The sequence below is a fragment of the Rhodococcus sp. HNM0563 genome (assembly GCF_012726195.1).
In the GTDB taxonomy this organism is placed as follows: Bacteria; Actinomycetota; Actinomycetes; order Mycobacteriales; family Mycobacteriaceae; genus Rhodococcus.
Genome location: NZ_JAASAF010000010.1, coordinates 59,643 through 75,842, shown reverse-complemented (window position 1 = coordinate 75,842; position 16,200 = coordinate 59,643). Strand labels below are relative to the sequence as shown.

Below are 16,200 nucleotides of genomic sequence, written 5' to 3'. Positions count from 1 at the left end.
TCATTACTTTTTCATCGCGATTCGATCACCGTTCGATATTCGATTGCGAAATGTCCGATTTGCGGCGGCAAATTCGGAAACCGCACGAAACCCACTCTCGGTGCCTATTGTCGAAACTCGGATCACATCTGTCCCACGATTCGCAGTACCCCACGATTGTTCCCGTCTGACGCACCACTCTCAGACCCACGAAGGAGCATCCGATGTCGCGTCGCCAATTCGCCCGCTCACTCGGTGTCCTGTTCGCCGCAGCGATAGCCGTCACGGCCCCCACACACGCGGCCGCCGATCCGGCGCCCGCCGGAATGCCCGTCGACCAGTTGCGCGCGCAGCTCGCCGGTTCGCCGGACGTGGTCGGTGCTCTCGACCGGCTGGTCGACGCCGCCCGCACCCCGACGATCCTCGAACCTCCGCCCCGAAACATTCCGCAGCCGTTCATGTCGCCCGCGCCGTCGGTCGGGCCGGGCTGCGGTGGCGGGTTCACTCCCTTCGCGATGACCTCCGGGTGGGCGCATCCGGGCCCGCACGCCGATCCGGATATCGGATTCGGGGAGATGAAGGTGTTCGTGCAGCCGACCATCCCCGTGCAGCCCGCCGACGCCGACCTGAAATTCGTGTGGATGAACATGGAGAACTTCCGGGCCGGTGTCGCCACGCTCGACGACCGGATCGGTGGGGTTCCGCAGCTGTCCACCACCATCGCGCCGGGACCCGGCCCCGTCATGGCTGCCCTGTTCGGGTCGGTCCAGTATGTCAACGGCGCGTTCTGCCAGGTCATCTACACCATGGGCGGATTCTTCGTGTGAGTGCAGCGGGCGGCCGCCGGATGTTCAGCGCAGCCGCTCGGCCGCCCGCGCCAACTCCACCAGTTCGGCGCACAACCGACGTAGTTCACCCTGATCGGCACCTTCGTCGACGGCGGTCGCCACGTCCTCGGCGGCACACCGCACCTCGAACGCCCGATCGGTCAGGGCCTCGGCCTCGGCCGCCGAGAGCACGACGGCATCGGCGGCCAGACCCGAGCTCGCCGCGGTGACCCGCTGCTCGTAGGCGCGCTGTCGGCAGGACCGGCGGCAATAGTGACGGCGGCGACCCGTCCCGATCTCGGGTACCGGTCGCCCGCACCACAGACAGCTCGCTGGTCTGCGCTCGGGTCCGGACATAGGGTGACACGTTACCGAGCGCAGAACCGGTGCCGGTAAACTGGCTGATCGGCCGTGTCCCCGGTTCGGGAACGGATTCGGCCCCGCCGACGTTGACATGGTGTGGACGTGGGTACCGTCCGGCACACGCCGCGTCAGTGCCGGGCCCCACCGGGCGGAGCAATACGAGAGAGGACACCACCATGGCAGATCGTGTACTGCGAGGCAGCCGACTCGGGGCGGTGAGTTACGAAACCGACCGTGACCACGATCTCGCGCCGCGTCGGATGGCACGCTATCGCTGCGACAACGGCGAAGAGTTCGACGTGCCGTTCGCCGACGAAGCCGAAATCCCCGGCACCTGGATGTGCAAGAACGGTCTCGAAGGCACCCTCATCGAGGGTGCGGCACCCGAGCCGAAGAAGACCAAGCCGCCGCGCACCCACTGGGACATGCTGCTCGAGCGTCGCTCGGTCGAGGACCTCGAGGAACTGCTCAAGGAGCGACTCGACCTGATCAAGAGCAAGAGGCGCGGCTGAGCGACCCGACGGGTGGCCCTCACCCCGGGCAGGCGTAATCGGCGATGCCGTTGCGGGAATTGTTTCCCGCAACGGCATTTCCTTTTCTGCAGGACCCACCCGGAGTCAGGTCGCAGACACGCCACAAAAAGATCAAATGCCGGGCAACCGTGCGGATCGGCGTGCAATTATGGGCGAACCCGCCGGACGAGAACAGTCGGCGGCACCACCTTCACACCACGCACCGATATTTCGACGATGATCGGTCGGGCAGCACCCGGGGGGTGAATACACGTGAACGACAACAACACCGTCACCGATCCCGAGACCGCGCTCGAAGCGTTGCGCGTCGAGCTCGATCGCGTCGACCGCGCACTTCTCGACGACGTCCGGGACCGGCTGGCGCTGTGCACGCGCGTCGCCGAGCTGAAACAACAGCACGACATCGCGGTGCTGCAACCCGGCCGCATGCAACTCGTGCAGCGCCGTGCCCGCGACTATGCCGAACGTCACGGGCTGTCCGCCGAGTTCGTGCGCGAACTCTACGACCTGCTGATCGGGGAGGCGTGCCGGGTCGAGGACCTCATCGTCGCCGACGGCGATGCCACCACCGGGGGCGATCCGAGCGTCGCCGCGCCCGCCGAGCGCCGGAGCTGAGCGGATCATGGCAGCGGCTGCGTCCCCCTCCGACCCCAGATCGTCCCACCCTGGGTCCTCGTGGCACCCTGGGTCCTCGTGGCACGCCGGGTCCTCGTCGCACGCTGGGTCCTCGTCGCACGCTGGGTCACCGCAGCCCGGCCGGTCCGCACCGCCGGTCCGCACCCTGCTCGTGGACAACTACGACTCGTTCACCTACAACCTCTACAGCCTGCTGACCCGCGTCAACGGCATCGCCCCGCTCGTGGTCACCAACGACACCTCCTGGGACGACGTCCTCACCCTCGACTTCGACAACGTCGTCATCTCCCCCGGCCCCGGCCGCCCGGACCGCGAGCGCGATTTCGGGATCAGCGCCCGCGCGCTGACCGAACTGCACGTCCCGGTGCTCGGGGTGTGCCTCGGCCATCAGGGGTTGTGCCACCTGTTCGGCAGCGCCGTGGTCCGCGCCCCCGAGCCGGTGCACGGTCGCGCCAGCGACATCCTGCACAACGGGACCGGACTGTTCGCCGGGATCCCGTCGCCATTGACCGCCGTGCGGTACCACTCGCTGATCGTCGAGGACGTCCCCGACGAGTTCGAGGTCCTCGCCCGCACCCGCGACGGATTGCTCATGGCCGTCGCGCATCGCCACCGGCCTCTGTTCGGCGTGCAGTTCCACCCCGAGTCGATCGGCACCGACTACGGATTCGAACTGCTCGACAATTTCCGGGCCGTCACCACGACCCGGGCACGCACCACCCGCAACGGGGTCGCCGCGCCCGCCCCGGCGCCGGCCGCCGCACGATTCGTGCTCGAGAGCCGCACCCTCGACTGTCACCCCGCACCGCACGCGGTGTACGAGGCGTTGTTCGCCGCGGGCCCGCACAGCTTCCTCCTCGAGGGCAGTGACGCACTCGAACCGGAGTCCCGATTCACGGTCATGGGCGACGCTTCCGGGCCCCGCGCCGAGTTCGTCACCTACAGTGTCGCGGAAACCCTGGTGCGCGAACACCGTTCGGACGGCAGCAGCGCCTCGTATCACCGCACCTTCTTCGACCATCTCGACCGTCGCCTCACCGAACGGCGCGTCGAGGCCCGCACCGATCTGCCCTGCGCGTTCGGACTCGGCTACGTGGGATATCTCGGCTACGAACTCAAAGCCGACGCCGGCGGTCAACTCGTGCACACCTCCCCCGTCGCCGACGCCGCGATGGTGTTCGCCGACCGGGCCGTCGTCCTCGACCACGAGGCCGGGCGCTGCCACCTGCTCGCGCTCAGCGAGCAGGTGGGCGAGACCGCCACCGCGGCGTGGTTCGACGAGACCGCCGCGGTACTGGCCACCCTGTCCGACTCGGTGCCGCCCGCCCCGCCGCCGCTGCTGGTGCGCGCCGATCGCGACGAGAAGATCCGGGTGCGGCACGACCCGCAGCGGTATCTCGACCTGATCGGCCAGTGCCTCGCCGAGATCCGCAGCGGCGAAACGTACGAGGTGTGCCTGACCAACACCGCGACCGTCGATCGGCACATCGATCCGCTCCGCACCTACCGGGTCCTGCGCAGCATCAGTCCCACCCCGTACAGTGCGTTGCTGCGCTTTCCGGGCCTGGCTGTGCTCAGCGCCTCCCCGGAACGGTTCCTGCGGATCGGGTCGGACCGCGTCGTCGAGTCCAAGCCGATCAAGGGCACCCGGCCGCGCGGCGCCACCGCCGCGCAGGACGACCTCCTACGCGAGCATCTGCGCACCTGTGAGAAGGACCGCTCCGAGAATTTGATGATCGTCGATCTGGTACGCAACGATCTTTCCCGGGTGTGCATTCCCGGATCGGTGCACGTCCCCGAGCTCTTCGACGTCGAAACCTATTCCGCAGTACACCAATTGGTGTCCACTGTCCGAGGAACCCTACGCCCCGACAAGACGGCGGTGGACTGTGTGCGGGCCGCATTCCCGGGCGGCTCGATGACCGGCGCACCGAAACTGCGCACGATGGAGATCATCGACAAACTCGAGGACGGGCCCCGCGGCGTCTACTCCGGGGCACTCGGATACCTGTCGCTGACCGGCACGGTGGATCTGTCCATCGTCATCCGCACGATGGTCGCCACCGACCATCAGGTCAGCTTCGGGATCGGCGGCGCGATCGTCGCGCTCTCCGACCCCGACGACGAACTCGAAGAAACCCTGGTCAAGGCCGTCGCGATGCGCCGCTGCCTCGCCGACCCCGACGCGGGGGGCACCGGCGGAGCCGCTCACGCCGACGGAGCCGGCACCGTCGACGTGGCGTCACCGGCAGACGGAACCCGCCGGTGACAGCGGCACCGACCGGGCCCATCGTCGTCGTAGGGGGGTGCGGAGCCGTCGGTGCGATGCTCACCGCGGCGTTGCGCCGCGCTGGCCACACCGTGTACGTCCTCGACGCACACGCAACCGAACATGCTGCTGCGCAAACTGATTCGGATCACCGGACGCTCCGCGCCGACATCACGGCACCGACTCCCGTCGCCGCATCCGCACTGCGGGCAGCCACCACCGTCGTCCTCGCCGTCCCAGAACCGGTTGCGCTCGCCGCACTTCCCACCCTCGCGGCCCTGCTGCGTCCCGATGCCCTACTCGTCGACACCCTGTCGGTGAAAACCGTCATGGCCGACGCCGTGCACCACGAACTGCCCGACCGTGCAGCCCTGGGCATCAACCCGATGTTCGCTCCGTCCCTCGGGATGACGGGGCGGCCCGTCGCCGCCGTCGTCTACCGCCCCGGACCACCCGTGCACGCGTTTCTCACGGTGCTGCGCCGCGAACAGGTGCGCATCGTATCGGTCGACGCCGACGAACACGACCGGATCACCGCCACCACCCAGGCCCTGACCCACGCGACCGCCCTCGCATTCGGGTTGGCCCTCGACACCCTCGATCCCCCGCCGGCCACCGAGAGCACCGCCCCGCCCCCGCACCTGCTGCTGCGCGCACTTCTCGCGCGAGTCGCCTCGGGCGTCCCCCAGGTGTACCACGACATCCAGGCGGCCAACCCCTACGCGGCGCAGGCCCGCCGCGCCCTGCGCGGTGCCCTCGACGAACTCGACGCCGCCGCCGACCCCGAGCGGATCGACACATTCGCCGCGGCGATGACCCGGGCCGGTACCGCCCTCGGACCCGGTCTCGACCGGTATCGTGCGATATGCGGGCAGCTGCTGACGACGCTGCCGTCCGCAGCACCCGGATCCGACCTCGAGAACGGGGGCCCGAGATGATCGATCCCGATTTCGGCGTCCCCCTCGCCCACGCCGACGCCGCCACCGCCGAACCGGTGCGCGCCCGGCTCCGCCCCCCGGAACTGCCCACCCACGACCCGGCCGATCCCGTCGAGAGCGCCGTGATCCGTGGACTGTCCCACTCGTGGCCGCGCCGCGCCGCGGTCAAGAAGGCCGAACCCGACCTCGACGCGATGTTCGAGCCGGACCTGCACGACTTTCCCGAGGCGATGATCCCGTTCCACACCCACCCCCGCTATCTCGCGCTCGACCAGCACCACCGCGCCCGCGTCGAGGCATGGGCCTGGATCGCATACAACAAGAATGTCATCGACATCGAACAGCACGTCGTCAATCCCGGATTCGGGTTGATCACCTCGGACGTGTTCGGCATCGGCCCACACGACACGGTCACCGTCGGGGTGCTCCAGGCGATGGTCGACGAGCAATACCACACACTGATGCATCAGAACGCCAACGCCTTGACCCGCCGCCGCCGCGGCTGGGCGATGCCCGACGCGGTGCTGCCCTCCTGCCGTACCGTCCGTGCCCACGATGCGGCCATCGCCCACGCCCTCGACCCCCGGCATGCGGCCTTGATCCGATTGGCGTTCACCACCGTCGCCGAAACCTCGATCAGCGCCTACCTGGGCTTGTTCACCGGCGACGAGTCGGTGCAGCACGTCAACCGCAGCACGGTGTCCGTGCATCGCCGCGACGAGTTGTGCCACAGCTCCCTGGCCGGGGAACTGCTCATGATGATCTTCGACGAACTCGACGCCACCGAACGTGAACTCCTGCTCGACGCGCTCGCCACCGGCATCGAGGCGTTCACCGGAAACGACATGAGTACCTGGGCCGCCATCGTGGCGCATGAGCAGATCCCCGGTGGGCAGGCGATGCTCGCCGACACTGCCGCTGCGACCGCCGGGCGGCCGGTGGTGCAGGACTGCACCGCCATCCGCCGGTTGTGCGGGCATCTCGGGGTCGAAGCCGACCTCGTCGCGCGCGGCCCCTTCGATCCGGCCTGAGACCACGGCCTGAGACCACACCGCCGACCCGCCCCGGTGGGTGACCTGAGGGCGCTGCGTGTCAGCGGCCGGTCACCCGCGCGAGCAGCGCCCGCCCCTTCGACAGGCGCGACTCGAGCCCCCACAACGTGACCTTGAGCAACGCTTCCTGCACGATGTTGCCGCTCATCTTCGATTCCCCGATCTCCCGCTCGGTGAACGTGATCGGCACCTCACCGACGGTGAATCCGGCCTGCAGAGTCCGCCATGCCAGATCCACCTGGAAGCAGTAGCCGTGCGAGGCGATCGCGTCGAGATCGAGCGCTTCGAGCACCTCCCGCCGGTACGCGCGATAACCACCCGTGATGTCCTGGACGCCCACTCCGAGCGCCACACGCGAATAGATGTTCCCACCGCGCGAGAGCACCTCCCGATGCCACGGCCAGTTCACCACGGTGCCGCCCGGCACATACCGCGAACCGAGAACCAGATCGGCGCCGGCATCGATCCGCTCGAGCAGCAGATGCAGCTGCTCGGGGGCATGACTGCCGTCGGCGTCCATTTCCACGAGCACGGTGTAGCCGCGGTCCAGACCCCACCGGAAACCGGCGATGTAGGCGGCGCCGAGACCGTTCTTCTCGGTGCGGTGCATCACCTCGATACGCCCACCCGAGCCGTCGGGGTCACGATCGGCAGCGGCGAGTTCGTCGGCGAGGGCACCGGTGCCGTCGGGACTGCCGTCGTCGACGATCAACACGTGCGTGTGCGGCAGCGCAGCGTGCAGCCGCGCGACGATCCGTCCGATGTTCTCGCGTTCGTTGTACGTCGGAATGATCACCAGGGTGCGCGCACTCGGTGCGCTCATGTCCCCGGCCGGCGTCGCCGCTGCCATCAGTGGTCCTCCCTGTCGAACCGGCCGTCGGCCGGGATTGATGCTGTGTCGGAGTCGGGCTGTGACCCCGGCATATCGCGTCGCCGACGATCACGCACGAGGGCGAGGCCGGCAGCGACCACGGCCCCGACACAGAGCACGAGCTCCGGCACGGGTCCGAACCGACTAGCCAGCGTAGCGTCCTGCCGTAACTGCACGTGCGCGACCAACGCGGCCGGCTCGAACAACGCGGTGCGTTGCTGCACCCGACCGTCGGGATCGACGACCGCGCTGACGCCACTCGTCGCGGCGACCACCACGGTGCGACCGTGCTCGACGGCCCGCACCCGCGACATCGCCAGCTGCTGGTAGGTCATCTCGGTGTCGCCGAAGGTGGCATTGTTCGTCGGCACCGCCAGCATCTGCGCGCCGGCATCGACCGAATCACGGAACGCTCGATCGAACGCCACCTCGTAACACGTGGCCACCCCGATCGTGATACCCGCGGCCGAGACCGTGCCGTCCCCGGCTCCCGGCACGAAGAACCCGGCCCGGTCGGCGTATTCGGAGAACAACCGGAAGAACGACCGATAGGGCAGATACTCGCCGAACGGCTGGATGATCCGCTTGTCGTGCCGCTCCCCGGGACCGGAGTGCGCATCCCACACGATCACCGAATTGGTGGTGGTGCCGTCGCCGTTGACGAGCACCGCGCCGACGAGGATCGGAGCACCGATCGCCGCGGACGCCGCGGTGATGTCCGCGGCAGCATCGGCGTTGCGCAACGGATCGATATCGGACGCATTCTCCGGCCAGACCACCACGTCCGGGGCCTCGGCCCGACCGGCACGAACCTGCTCGGCGAGTTCGAGGGTGCGGGCGACGTGGTTGTCCAGCACCGCCTTGCGTTGCGCGTTGAAGTCGAGACCCAGGCGCGGCACACTGCCCTGGATCGCCGCGACGGTCACTTCCCGCCCGTCGGAATCAGCGGTGTCCGGGGTGACGATCAACGGCCACGCTGCTGCCGCCGCCAGCGGTGCCAGCGCCGTCCACGCGACCGCCGCCCACAGCCCACCACCACCACCCGACCTGCCGCGGTGCCGCCGCTGCCACTTCCCGACCGCGAGCGCGGCCGCGCCGCTACCGATCAACGCCACCGCGAACGACACCAACGGCGCGCCGCCCACCGCGGCGAGCCACACCAAGAACCCGTCGGGTTGCCCGAATGCCAACCGGCCCCACGGAAACCCACCGAACGGCACCGACGACCGCGCATACTCGGTCAGCGACCACGCCGCCGCGATCCACACCGGTGCCGCAGGCAGAGACCGTAGATGCACCGCCAACGCCCCGAACAGGCCGATGAACAACGCTTCGACCGCGGCCAACGCCAACCACGGCAACGGCCCGACATACACCCCGATCCACGGCAGCAACGGCACCAGAAAACCCAGGCCCGCAAGATAGCCGTACCCGAACCCCGCCCACCGCCGCATCGGCCGGGCCGTCACCACCGCAACGAGGACCGCGATGCCCAGCGGCGCCAGAAACCACAACGGGCGCGGCGGGAAACTCGCGAAGAGCAGGACACCCGCACCGACCGCAGCCACCGACCGTGCCACCACCGGCACCAACCGTCGCCTCAGCGACACACCCGATCCCGACCGGAACCCACTGCGCTGCATCACATCCTGCGACTCGGCACTCACCGCTCGTACACCACACGGCCACGATGCACACTGCGCACCAGCACCGGATCGGCCGTGCCCGGGCTCAGATCCGGCAGCGGCGCAACCCGCGACCGCGGATCCGTCGACCACCGCTGCACCCCGTCCTTGGGGGCACTGATCACCAGTTCCCCCGCCTCCCACAACGCATACGACGCGGGCGCACCCGGATCCAACGTGCCCGCCAGACCGTCACGCACCCCACCGGCCCGCCACGCTCCACGCGTCGCTGCAGCGAACGCAGCCCGCGGCGAAATGCCGCTGCCCTCGGTGCGATGGTGCACGGCCGCGCGCAGCATCGCCCACGGGCGCGGCGCGGTCACCGGCGCATCCGACCCGAACGCCAGCGACGTCCCGGTCGCGGCGATCGCCGCGAAATCGTTGAGCGCGGCCGCCCGTTCGGCACCGAGTCGCTGCGCATACATCCCCGACGGGCCACCCCAGGCCGCATCGAATCCCGGCTGCATGCTCGCGAGGATCCCGTACCGCGCCAGCACCTGCGCCTGCGCGACCGTCACCGATTCGACATGTTCGAGACGATGCCCGCACGACGCAACGGCGGGCCCACCGAGCTCCGCGGCGACCTGCTCGATCGCCGTGACCGCCGCTGCCGTCGCCGCGTCACCGATCACATGGAATCCGGCCTGCACCCCCGCGGCGGTGCAGGCCCGCAGATGCGCGGCGATGGCCTCGACATCGAGGTAGGTGCGGCCACAACAGCCGGGCGCATCGAGATACGGCTCCGACAACCACGCGGTCCGCGACCCGAACGCACCGTCGACGAACAGGTCGCCGCCGAGAGCGTGCGCTCCGGTGTCCGCGAGCACCGCACGAGCCTGGCCCTCGGCGGTGACGGCCTGCCCCCAATAGCCGCGCACCTGCACCGGATGGTCGTAGGCGAGCAATTCGGTGAAGTCGTCGACGCCGAAGATGTCGGGGCCACCGCACTCGTGCACCGCGACGATCCCGTGCGCAGCCGCGTCGTCGAGGGCCGCGGTGCGCGCCGCGGCGCGTTGCTGCGGGGTGAGCGCGGCCTGCGCGGCCGCGCGCACCGCGTGATGCGCGGCGGCGGTCAACGGCCGCTCGGGATGATAGCCGTCGAGTCCGGTGGCCTGCGCAGCCCGCCGCAACACCGTCGACGCCACCGCCGAATGCGCGTCGACGCGCGCCAGATACACCGCGCGACCCGGCGCGGCGGCATCGAGCGCCGCGGTGGTCGGTGCGTCGTCGGGCCAGGTGGTCTCGTCCCAGCCCTGCCCCCAGATGACGGCGTCGTCGTGGGTCGCGGCGAACTCCGAGACCCGCCGCAGCACCTCGGCGCCACTGCCGACGTCGGCCAGGTCCACCGCGAGCGGGTTGCGGTCGGTGACCGTCAACCCCTGGGCGGTGACATGGATGTGGGTGTCGACGAATCCGGGTGCGACGAACAACCCGTCGAGATCGACGACCTCCGCATCCGGATGCAATGCCCTCCCCGGGCGGTCCTGACCGACCCACACGACGCGCCCGTCCGTGACCGCCATCGCGGTCGCGTCCGGCGCGGAGGAACTGTAGATGCGGCCGCCGACGAGAAGCTGGGTGCGCGGTGCTGAACTCACGAGAGTCCAGTCTGCCCCGTCCTCACGGGTGTCGCCGGGGCGGGGTGTCGACGATCTCGCCCTCGAGCACCCCGTCGCCGCCGATCACCGGTTCCCCCGGGGCGGACGCGGTCAGCCGCGGATCGGCACCGACGACCGTGTGTTCGACGACCTGCCCGTCCACCACCACCATGCGGGCACCCCGCACGGTGGCGCCGTGCCGCGCGACCTGCCGCGCCGCGACGATACGCACCAGCGGGCGCAGCACCGCGCGGGTCGGCAGCAACAACACGATCCCCAGCACACTGGTGATCAGCCCGGGCACCAGCACCAAGGCGGCACCGACACCGATGAGCGCACCGTCGGTGAGCATCCGTTCCGGTGTCACGTCGAGGTTCGGTGTCGTGCCGCCGCGCAGCGACGTCAGATCGCGCAGTGCGCGGCGCCCGCGGGAGGCGAGCACCGCGTAGCCGAGCACGCTCACACCCAGGAACAACAGCACGGTGGTCAGCGCGCCGAACGCGCTGCCGAGCCAGGCGAGCACAGCGATCTCCGCGACCACGTAGGCGAGGAACAACAACAGGTACATGGCGGTCCTTCCGGTGCCGGCCGCGCCGTCTGCTGCAGGGGATGAGCGGCCGTTATCCCCTCCAACGAACGAGGACCCGATTTTTCTCCCGACGTGATCGAATGGCGGGATGAGTGCCGCGGACTGGGGCGTACTGCTGGTGGCGGCCACCGCCGCCGGGTGGGTCGACGCCGTGGTCGGCGGCGGCGGGTTGATCCTGCTACCTGCCCTGTTCCTGGTGGCGCCGCAGCTCACCCCGCAGGCAGCGTTGGCGACGAACAAACTCACGGCGATCTTCGGTACCGGCGCGGCGGTGCTCACCTTCGCGCGGCGGATCCGGCTGCCGTGGAAGATCCTGGCGCCCGCGGCGCTCGTCGCGGCCGTGTGCGCGGCGGCAGGTGCGGCGGCGGTCTCGCTGATCGACCCGGATGTGTTCATTCCCGTGGTGATGGTGGTGTTGGTGGCGGTGGCGGTGTTCGTCACGGCGCGCCCGACGCTCGGGACCGCTCCGGCCCACCGGCCCAGCGTGCCGCGCATGGTGATGGTGATCGTGGGGGCGGCCGCGGTGATCGGGTTCTACGACGGCATCCTCGGTCCCGGCACCGGCACCTTCTTCATCATCGTGTTCGCGGCGATGCTCGGCAGTGAGTTCGTGACCTCGGCCGCGATGGCGAAGGTCCTCAACTTCGGGTCGAATCTCGGGGCGCTGGTGTTGTTCGCGCTCGGCGGGCACGTGTGGTGGACGCTCGGGTTGACGATGGCGGTGTGCAATGTCGCGGGGTCGGTGCTGGGGTCGCGCACCGCGCTGCGGCGCGGCGCCGGGTTCGTGCGGGCGGTGCTGCTGGTGGTGGTGACCGTGATGGTGATCCGGCTCGGAATTCAACAGTTCGGGTGAGCGGGCCGATACGCTGCTGCAGGTGAACGTCGTCGATCCGGATTTCCTGGCGCTGCCGCTGCCGCGTATCGCCGATGCGGCGCTGTCGGTGGCGCGTGCGGTGGGGGCGCAACACGCCGATGTGCGGGTGCACCGGGTGCGCACCGAGTCGTTGACGGTGCGTGACGGTGCGGTCCAGTCCGTGGTGGACGCATCGGATCTCGGGGTGGCGGTGCGGGTGTTGCTCGACGGGACCTGGGGTTTCGCGTCGCATCCGGATCCCGATCCCGACGGCGCCGCGCATGCGGCGACGCGCGCGGTGGCGGTGGCGCGGGCGCTGCGCCCGATCAACCGGGACCCCGTCGAGTGGGCGCCCGAGCCGGTGTACCCCGAGGCGACGTGGTGTTCTGACTACCGAGTGGACCCGTTCACGGTGTCCACCGAGGAGAAGGTCGCGGTGTTGACCGACTATTCGCGCCGGTTGCTCGACGCGGATGGGGTGCATCACGTGGCGGCGAGGTGCGATCTGGTCAAGGAACAGAGTTTCTACGCGGATCTGGCGGGTTCGTCGATCACCCAGCAGCGGGTGCGGGTGCATCCGCAGCTGGAGGCGACGACGGTGGACCGGCGGGCCGGGACGTTCGAGTCGATGCGCACCCTGGCGGCACCGACCGGGCGGGGCTGGGAGTACGTCGCCTCCGATGCAGTGTGGGACTGGTCGGGTGAGCTCGCAGCACTGCCCCAGTTGCTGGTCGAGAAGGCGCATGCGCCGACGGTGACGGCGGGCCCCACCGATCTGGTGATCGACCCGACGAATCTGTGGTTGACCATTCACGAGTCGGTCGGACATGCCACCGAGTACGACCGGGCGATCGGTTACGAGGCCGCCTACGCGGGGACTTCCTTCGCGACCCCGGACCGGCTCGGGTCGCTGCGTTACGGCAGTGCCGCGATGCAGGTGCGAGCGGATCGCACCGAGCCGCACGGGTTGGCCACCGTCGGATTCGACGACGACGGGGTGGCCGCCCAGTCGTGGGATCTGGTGCGTGACGGGCTGCTCGTGGGCTTCCAGCTCGACCGGGCGTTCGCCGCCAAGGCCGGTGTGGGGCGCTCGAACGGCTGCGCCTACGCCGACTCGGCGCATCATGTGCCGTTGCAGCGGATGGCGAACGTGTCGCTGCAACCGGATCCGCAGGTGGATCGGTCCACGGCCGATCTGATCGGCGGGGTCGAGGACGGGTTGTACGTGGTCGGTGATCGCAGTTGGTCGATCGACATGCAGCGCTACAACTTCCAGTTCACCGGGCAACGGTTCTACCGGATCCGCGGCGGTCGCCTCGCCGGGCAGGTGCGGGATGCGGCGTATCAGTCGAGCACCACCGACTTCTGGGGTGCGCTCGAAGCCGTCGGGGGACGTTCGACATGGCAGCTCGGCGGGGCGATGAACTGCGGTAAAGCGCAACCCGGGCAGATCGCGCCGGTCGGTCATGGTTGCCCGTCGGTGCTGCTGCGGCAGATCAACGTGCTCAACACCCGGCAGGAGGGCGGTCGATGATCGACGCACCCCGGCTCGTCGACGCCGCGCTGGCCGCGTCCCGCGCCGACGAGACGATCGTGCTGGTCACCGACAGCGCAGAGGCGAATGTGCGGTGGGCGGGTAGTTCGATGACCACCAACGGGGTGATGCATGCACGCAGTTGGACGGTGATCGCGATCCGCCGCGGCTCACGGCCACGCTGCGGCATCGTGACCGCCCCGAGCGTGCCCGCCGACGAGATCCCCGCGGTGGTGGCCGCGGCGGTCGCGGCCGCCGACACCGCCGCCGAGGCCACCGACGCGATGCCACTGCTGCCCGGCGACGGGGAGCCCGGAGACTGGGCGGACGCGGCAGCGGGCACCGGTATCGACGTGTTCGGTGACGTGATCGCGGCATTGACCACCGGTTTCGGCGACGCGACCCGCGATCCGCTGTACGGGTTCGCGCATCACCAGGTGCACACCACCTGGCTGGGCACCTCCACCGGGTTGCGTCGCCGCTGGACGCAGACGGACGGGTCCATCGAGGTCACCGCGAAACGCGGTGGGTTGTCCGGCGCGGGCGCCTGGGTCGGGGCCGGCACCACCGACTTCACCGACGTCGACACCACGGCGCTGCTCACGGAACTGGACCGGCGCCTCGGGTGGGCCGGTAGCGCGGTGGCGTTGCCGCCGGGCCGGTACGAGACGCTGCTGCCGCCGTCGGCGGTGGCCGATCTGATGATCTACCTGATGTGGTCGATGGCCGGGCGTGGCGCCGAGGAGGGGCACACCGTGTGGTCACGCCCCGGCGGCACCCGCCTCGGCGAGACCGTGGCGGCGTTGCCGTTGACGTTGACCTCGGATCCGGCGGCGCCGGGTCTGGCCTGCCCACCGTTTGTCACCGCGACGGCCTCGACCGACACGGTGTCGGTGTTCGACAACGGTCTCGGAATCGAACGCGTCGACTGGATCCGCGACGGCACCGTGGCGGCATTGACGTATCCGCGTGCGGCGGCGGCAGAGTTCTCCGTGCCGGTGACCGCGCCCGGGGAGAATCTGCTCCTCACTGGCGGCTCGCGCGCCACCCTCGACGAGATGATCGCCGGCACCGAACGGGGCTTGCTGCTCACCACCTTGTGGTATTTGCGGGATGTGGACCCGTCGGCGCTGCTGCTGACCGGCCTGACCCGCGACGGGGTGTACCTGATCGAGGACGGACAGGTGCGCGGCGCGGTGAACAACTTCCGGTTCAACGAGTCCCCGCTCGACCTGCTGCGCCGCGCCGTCGAAGTCGGGGCGACCGAACGGACGCTGCCGCGGGAATGGAACGACTGGTTCACCCGCACCGCGATGCCACCGATGCGTATCCCCGATTTCCACATGTCTTCGGTGAGCGCCGCACAGTGAGCAGCACCGGCCGGTGGTCGATCAGGGTAGGTTGCGCCGACGCCGAGCGGGACTGCCGACGTACAGCGCGTTCGGTGCGCAGTCCGCGGTGACCAGGGAATTCGCGCCGATGACGGCGCCGGCCCCGATCGTCACCCCCGGCAATATCACCGCCCCGGACCCGATCCAGGCACCGCCACCGATATGCACCGGTTCGCCGGTGAGCGGCCCGGCGCGCTGTTCGCTCGGTCCGGTGTGGTGACTGCTGGTGAGCACCCGGACGTGGTCGGCGAGAAAGACACGGTCGCCGACGGTGATGTCGGCGACCGTGTCGAAGAAACACCCGTAGTTGACGAACACCCCGGAGCCGAGCGTCAACCGGCCCAGCCCCTGCACCACCACACCGCGGTGGATCAGGCTCGGCGTGGACGTACGCACACCGGCCCCGCGCAGCAACCGGTGCCGCAGGGCTCCGGGAACAACCGGAAGCCCTGCGGCAGCGACGAACACGGATTGGGACAGATAGGTGTGCCGCACCCTGGTATCGCCTCCCACAGTCTGCTGCCGCAGCCGACGCTTCCTAGCGCAGGTCGGCGAGTTCCTCCGCGATCTCCTCGGGGGTGACGGTCGGCTCGAAGCGGCGCACCACCGCGCCGTCGGGGTCGACGAGGAACTTGGTGAAGTTCCACTTCACCTCGTCGGTGCCGATCGCCTCGGGACGCGACTTGCTCACATGCTCGAACAGGAACCCGTTGTCGGGACCGAAGTCGCCGGGTGCCTGCGCCCGCAGGTACGTGTACAGCGGCGCTGCGTCCTCGCCGTTGACGTCGATCTTGCCGTAGACCGGGAAGGTCACGTCGTAGTTGACCGAGCAGAAATCCTGGATTTCCTGGTCGGTGCCCGGCTCCTGGCCACCGAACTGATTGCACGGGAACCCGACGACCTGCAGGCCGGCGTCCTTCTTCGCGCGGTGCAGTGCCTCGAGACCCTCGTACTGCGGGGTCAGCCCGCACTTGCTCGCGACGTTGACGATCAACAGGTGCTTTCCGCGGTGCACACCGAGGGATTCGGTGCCGCCGTCGGCGGTGGTGACAGTGAAATCGTGGACGCTCATAGTGCTCCTC

At 69.5% G+C, this 16,200-nt stretch carries 16 protein-coding genes; 9 read left to right on the top strand and 7 right to left on the bottom strand.

Translation table 11 applies throughout. The features are described from left to right. The first annotated feature begins 203 nt into the window (after nucleotides 1–203). Complete coding sequence (locus HCA61_RS21335) at nucleotides 204–806, top strand: hypothetical protein (RefSeq protein WP_169690199.1); 603 nt, start codon at nucleotides 204–206, stop codon at nucleotides 804–806. A gap of 24 nt (nucleotides 807–830) precedes the next feature. On the opposite strand, the gene HCA61_RS21330 is transcribed toward HCA61_RS21335, so the two are convergent. After that, nucleotides 831–1,163 carry a hypothetical protein gene (locus HCA61_RS21330; protein ID WP_169690198.1) on the bottom strand — a complete coding sequence of 111 codons (333 nt, stop codon included), beginning with the start codon at nucleotides 1,161–1,163 and terminating at the stop codon, nucleotides 831–833. A gap of 182 nt (nucleotides 1,164–1,345) precedes the next feature. Between HCA61_RS21330 and HCA61_RS21325 the strand changes: the two genes are divergently transcribed. The 5 genes from HCA61_RS21325 to HCA61_RS21305 all read left to right on the top strand — a co-directional run bounded on the left by HCA61_RS21325 (nucleotide 1,346) and on the right by HCA61_RS21305 (nucleotide 6,576). After that, the gene (locus tag HCA61_RS21325) at nucleotides 1,346–1,681 is read left to right on the top strand and encodes an RNA polymerase-binding protein RbpA (RefSeq protein ID WP_054720842.1); all 336 of its coding nucleotides are present in this window, start codon (nucleotides 1,346–1,348) and stop codon (nucleotides 1,679–1,681) included. Between the two features lie 273 nt (nucleotides 1,682–1,954). Then, nucleotides 1,955–2,317, top strand: coding sequence for a chorismate mutase family protein (locus HCA61_RS21320; protein WP_247274799.1), 363 nt, complete (start codon nucleotides 1,955–1,957; stop codon nucleotides 2,315–2,317). 172 nt (nucleotides 2,318–2,489) lie between these two features. Then, nucleotides 2,490–4,607 carry an aminodeoxychorismate synthase component I gene (gene pabB, locus HCA61_RS21315; RefSeq protein ID WP_247274800.1) on the top strand — a complete coding sequence of 706 codons (2,118 nt, stop codon included), beginning with the start codon at nucleotides 2,490–2,492 and terminating at the stop codon, nucleotides 4,605–4,607. Further along, the gene (locus tag HCA61_RS21310) at nucleotides 4,604–5,545 is read left to right on the top strand and encodes a prephenate dehydrogenase/arogenate dehydrogenase family protein (protein ID WP_169690197.1); all 942 of its coding nucleotides are present in this window, start codon (nucleotides 4,604–4,606) and stop codon (nucleotides 5,543–5,545) included. The genes pabB and HCA61_RS21310 overlap by 4 nt, the downstream gene beginning before the upstream one ends. Further along, entirely contained in the window at nucleotides 5,542–6,576 is a 1,035-nt protein-coding gene (locus HCA61_RS21305; protein ID WP_169690196.1) for a diiron oxygenase, read from the top strand. The genes HCA61_RS21310 and HCA61_RS21305 overlap by 4 nt, the downstream gene beginning before the upstream one ends. Nucleotides 6,577–6,637: 61 nt before the next feature. On the opposite strand, the gene HCA61_RS21300 is transcribed toward HCA61_RS21305, so the two are convergent. Genes HCA61_RS21300 through HCA61_RS21285 form a run of 4 tightly spaced genes read right to left on the bottom strand, consistent with a single transcriptional unit; the run spans nucleotide 6,638 to nucleotide 11,319 of the window. Further along, complete coding sequence (locus HCA61_RS21300) at nucleotides 6,638–7,447, bottom strand: polyprenol monophosphomannose synthase (RefSeq protein ID WP_169690195.1); 810 nt, start codon at nucleotides 7,445–7,447, stop codon at nucleotides 6,638–6,640. After that, on the bottom strand, nucleotides 7,447–9,111 hold the full coding sequence (lnt, locus tag HCA61_RS21295) for an apolipoprotein N-acyltransferase (RefSeq protein ID WP_169690290.1): 1,665 nt from the start codon (nucleotides 9,109–9,111) through the stop codon (nucleotides 7,447–7,449). Before lnt ends, HCA61_RS21300 begins: the two co-directional genes overlap by 1 nt. Nucleotides 9,112–9,131: 20 nt before the next feature. Next, the gene (locus tag HCA61_RS21290; protein ID WP_346777619.1) at nucleotides 9,132–10,751 is read right to left on the bottom strand and encodes an amidohydrolase family protein; all 1,620 of its coding nucleotides are present in this window, start codon (nucleotides 10,749–10,751) and stop codon (nucleotides 9,132–9,134) included. A gap of 22 nt (nucleotides 10,752–10,773) precedes the next feature. After that, entirely contained in the window at nucleotides 10,774–11,319 is a 546-nt protein-coding gene (locus HCA61_RS21285) for an FxsA family protein (protein WP_169690194.1), read from the bottom strand. A 109-nt stretch (nucleotides 11,320–11,428) separates the two neighbouring features. On the opposite strand from HCA61_RS21285, the gene HCA61_RS21280 reads away from it, so the two are divergent. The 3 genes from HCA61_RS21280 to HCA61_RS21270 are packed head-to-tail and all read left to right on the top strand — an operon-like array spanning nucleotide 11,429 to nucleotide 15,097. Next, the gene (locus HCA61_RS21280; protein WP_169690193.1) at nucleotides 11,429–12,193 is read left to right on the top strand and encodes a TSUP family transporter; all 765 of its coding nucleotides are present in this window, start codon (nucleotides 11,429–11,431) and stop codon (nucleotides 12,191–12,193) included. Between the two features lie 22 nt (nucleotides 12,194–12,215). Next, a complete protein-coding gene (locus HCA61_RS21275; RefSeq protein ID WP_169690192.1) occupies nucleotides 12,216–13,727 on the top strand; it encodes a TldD/PmbA family protein in 1,512 nt (503 codons plus the stop codon). Beyond that, nucleotides 13,724–15,097 (top strand): metallopeptidase TldD-related protein, encoded by a 1,374-nt coding sequence (locus tag HCA61_RS21270; RefSeq protein WP_169690191.1) that lies wholly within the window; start codon nucleotides 13,724–13,726, stop codon nucleotides 15,095–15,097. The genes HCA61_RS21275 and HCA61_RS21270 overlap by 4 nt, the downstream gene beginning before the upstream one ends. Nucleotides 15,098–15,118: 21 nt before the next feature. On the opposite strand, the gene HCA61_RS21265 is transcribed toward HCA61_RS21270, so the two are convergent. Next, nucleotides 15,119–15,613: a DapH/DapD/GlmU-related protein gene (locus tag HCA61_RS21265; protein WP_169690190.1), complete on the bottom strand. Its 495-nt coding sequence runs from the start codon at nucleotides 15,611–15,613 to the stop codon at nucleotides 15,119–15,121. Nucleotides 15,614–15,656: 43 nt separating this feature from the next. Beyond that, on the bottom strand, nucleotides 15,657–16,190 hold the full coding sequence (locus tag HCA61_RS21260; RefSeq protein ID WP_169690189.1) for a glutathione peroxidase: 534 nt from the start codon (nucleotides 16,188–16,190) through the stop codon (nucleotides 15,657–15,659). Between the last annotated feature and the right edge of the window lie 10 nt (nucleotides 16,191–16,200).

Excerpts from the sequence above, each read along its gene's own strand:
- HCA61_RS21335 (WP_169690199.1), top strand. The coding sequence starts at position 204 with ATGTCGCGTCGCCAATTCGCCCGCTCACTCGGTGTCCTGTTCGCCGCA.
- HCA61_RS21330 (WP_169690198.1), bottom strand. The coding sequence starts at position 1,163 with ATGTCCGGACCCGAGCGCAGACCAGCGAGCTGTCTGTGGTGCGGGCGA.
- HCA61_RS21325 (WP_054720842.1), top strand. The coding sequence starts at position 1,346 with ATGGCAGATCGTGTACTGCGAGGCAGCCGACTCGGGGCGGTGAGTTAC.
- HCA61_RS21305 (WP_169690196.1), top strand. The coding sequence starts at position 5,542 with ATGATCGATCCCGATTTCGGCGTCCCCCTCGCCCACGCCGACGCCGCC.
- HCA61_RS21300 (WP_169690195.1), bottom strand. The coding sequence starts at position 7,447 with ATGGCAGCGGCGACGCCGGCCGGGGACATGAGCGCACCGAGTGCGCGC.
- lnt (WP_169690290.1), bottom strand. The coding sequence starts at position 9,111 with ATGCAGCGCAGTGGGTTCCGGTCGGGATCGGGTGTGTCGCTGAGGCGA.
- HCA61_RS21285 (WP_169690194.1), bottom strand. The coding sequence starts at position 11,319 with ATGTACCTGTTGTTGTTCCTCGCCTACGTGGTCGCGGAGATCGCTGTG.
- HCA61_RS21280 (WP_169690193.1), top strand. The coding sequence starts at position 11,429 with ATGAGTGCCGCGGACTGGGGCGTACTGCTGGTGGCGGCCACCGCCGCC.
- HCA61_RS21270 (WP_169690191.1), top strand. The coding sequence starts at position 13,724 with ATGATCGACGCACCCCGGCTCGTCGACGCCGCGCTGGCCGCGTCCCGC.
- HCA61_RS21260 (WP_169690189.1), bottom strand. The coding sequence starts at position 16,190 with ATGAGCGTCCACGATTTCACTGTCACCACCGCCGACGGCGGCACCGAA.